We start from the raw sequence: 2,502 nt of genomic DNA, 5'->3' as shown, positions 1-2,502 counted from the left end.
TTGATTGAAATAGGATGTGAACAAATCTATTAGGGAAGTCAAATTATAGTCAATTGAAACAAGAACAAGACAAAAGAGCCTCAAAAAAAGTATTGCAACTTGGTAATACCTTTTTGAGGTGCTTTTTGATATGAGCCCATGTTTTCTCAATAGGATTGTACTCAGGTGAGTAGGGAGGAAGAGGTAAAAGTTTATGCCCAAACTCTTCACACAAGAGTTCTAGCTTACCCATTCTATGGAATCTTGCATTATCCATAATAATAACTGATGGTGTGTTTAATGTTGGTAAGAGAAACTTCTGAAACCAAGCTTCAAAAAAGTCGCTCGTCATTGTTTCTTGGTAAGTCATTGGAGCGATTAACTCACCATTTGTTAGCCCTGCAACCAAAGAAATCCTCTGATATCTTCTTCCAGATACTTTACCTCTTATTAACTGACCTTTTAAAGAGCGACCATATTCTCGATAAAAATAAGTATCGAATCCTGTTTCATCAATATAAACAGGTGCTAGGTGCTTTAAACTATTAAAATTTTTAAGAAATAAAGCTACTTTTTCTGGGTCTTGTTCATAGTAGGTGTGGTTCTTTTTTTTCGAGTGTAGCCCATAGCTTTGAGAGCATAGTGGATAGTAGTTGGATGACAGTCAAATTCAGCAGCTATTTCAGTCAAATAAGCGTCTGGATTGTCAGTAATACTAGACTAAAATCAAAAAACATCTTATAATAGTAGTTATGAAACTTACAAATGAAGAAATACAAAAAATTGAACAACTCCTAAGAGATTCATCGTACGCCAAATATCACAAACGTCTACAGATTATTTATTTTCGCTCAAAAGAAAAGAGTTATAAGGAAATCATGGATCTGCTAGATTGCAATAAAACAACTGTTTGGAGGAATTTGAAAAAATATAAAGAGTTTGGTTTAGAAGCTCTTCTTCAAGAGGCCCGTGGTGGATGTCATCGAGAATATATGACTTACGAAGAAGAACAAGCATTTCTAAAGCGTCATATAGAAGCTGCTTAGGCTGGGGAATTTGTAACTGTCAATCAGTTATTTGAAGCCTATCAAAAAGAGATTGGTCGCACTTCCACACGCGATGGTTTCTATTATCTCCTGAAACGCCATGGTTGGCGAACAGTCACTCCTCGACCTGAACATCCCAAGAAGGCAGACGCTCAGACAATTGAGACGTCTAAAAATAAAATCTACATTCGAGACCTTAAGTAAGCGCTTTAAAGAGGAGGAGACTTATAACAAAGTACGCTTGATGTACCAAGATGAAGCTGGTTTCGGGAGAATCAGTAAGATGAGTTCTTGTTGGGCTCCTCAAGGAATCAGACCTAGTATTCCTAGTCATTATATGCGAGAATATCGCTATTGTTATGGGGCAGTAGATGCTCAGACAGGAGATTCCTTCTTCCTTATTGCTGGAGGATGCAATACGAATGAATTTCTACGGCAAGTCTCACAAGCTTATCCAGATGACTATATTCTACTTGTAATGGATAATGCTATATGGCATAAATCAAGTACCTTAGAGATTCCAGGTAATATTGAGTTAACTTTTATTCCGCCTTATACACCATAAATGAACCCTATTGAACAAGTCTGGAAAGAAATTCGAAAACGAGGCTTTAAAAATAAGGCTTTCCAAACATTGGAAGCCGTCATTGATAAGCTTCAAGAAGTTATTCAAGGATTGGAAAAAAGTGTTTTAAAGTCCACCGTCAGCAGACAATGGACGAGGTTGCTTTTTGAAAACGATTGAGTATAAGATAGTTTTTGAGTCTATCTCTATCAACTTTTCTTGGTTTTGTTCCTTTTACTTGATGGTTTAGCTCTCCTGTCTTCTCTTTTAGCTTTAACCAGCCATAAATGGTATTACGTGAGATTTGGAAAACATGTGATGCTTCTGTTATACTACCTGTTCGCTCACAATAAGAGAGAACTTTTTTACGAAAATCTATTGAATATGCCATAAGAAAATTATACCACATTGTGTACTATTTTTGGTTCATTTTACTATAATTTCTAGAAATATTTTAGCAGTCACGGCGTATAGTGAAATGAAATAAGAATTGAACAATTTAATTTTTGAATTCAAATCAATTTATAAAAATATTTTAGAACCTGTGTTATATTATTCTAACTTCAACAAACTATACTCATTTGAAATCAAAGTTCCCCATTTGTTGATAGATGATTCAAAAAATATCGTTGTATAAATATATACTTTGAAATTAAAACGCTAGGATGTTTAATCAAAACTATAATATATTTGTTTATAAGACGAAAGTTTATGAATTTGATTTTAAAATAGTATAAATTTATATTTATAGAAGCTATCTGAAGAAGATCTTAAAGTTAAGGGGAGGATATCTATTGTTATGCATAGTCATTTTTAATTATTATAGACTTGTTGGTCGCGCTTTCTTGATATCTTGAAATCAGCTGTATTTAGACGATTTTATTTGATTAAAAACATTGAAAATGGTATAAT

3 pseudogenes are annotated in these 2,502 nt (G+C 33.7%); 1 reads left to right on the top strand and 2 read right to left on the bottom strand.

From position 1 onward, the window contains the following. Positions 1–49: 49 nt before the first annotated feature. Positions 50–684: pseudogene (locus O3636_RS10605) on the bottom strand (IS630 family transposase); the annotation flags it as partial. A gap of 47 nt (positions 685–731) precedes the next feature. Here O3636_RS10605 and O3636_RS10600 point away from each other — a divergent pair. Beyond that, positions 732–1,770 (top strand): annotated as a pseudogene (locus O3636_RS10600) (IS630 family transposase). A 4-nt stretch (positions 1,771–1,774) separates the two neighbouring features. On the opposite strand, the pseudogene O3636_RS10595 reads toward O3636_RS10600, so the two are convergent. Continuing rightward, positions 1,775–1,981, bottom strand: a pseudogene (locus O3636_RS10595) (IS630 transposase-related protein); the annotation flags it as partial. Positions 1,982–2,502 lie beyond the last annotated feature (521 nt).

The sequence above is a fragment of the Streptococcus sp. 27098_8_76 genome (assembly GCF_041432315.1).
Classification (GTDB): Bacteria; Bacillota; Bacilli; order Lactobacillales; family Streptococcaceae; genus Streptococcus.
The sequence above is the reverse complement of the archived record's forward strand: the minus strand, read 5'-3'. Positions and strand labels throughout refer to the sequence as shown.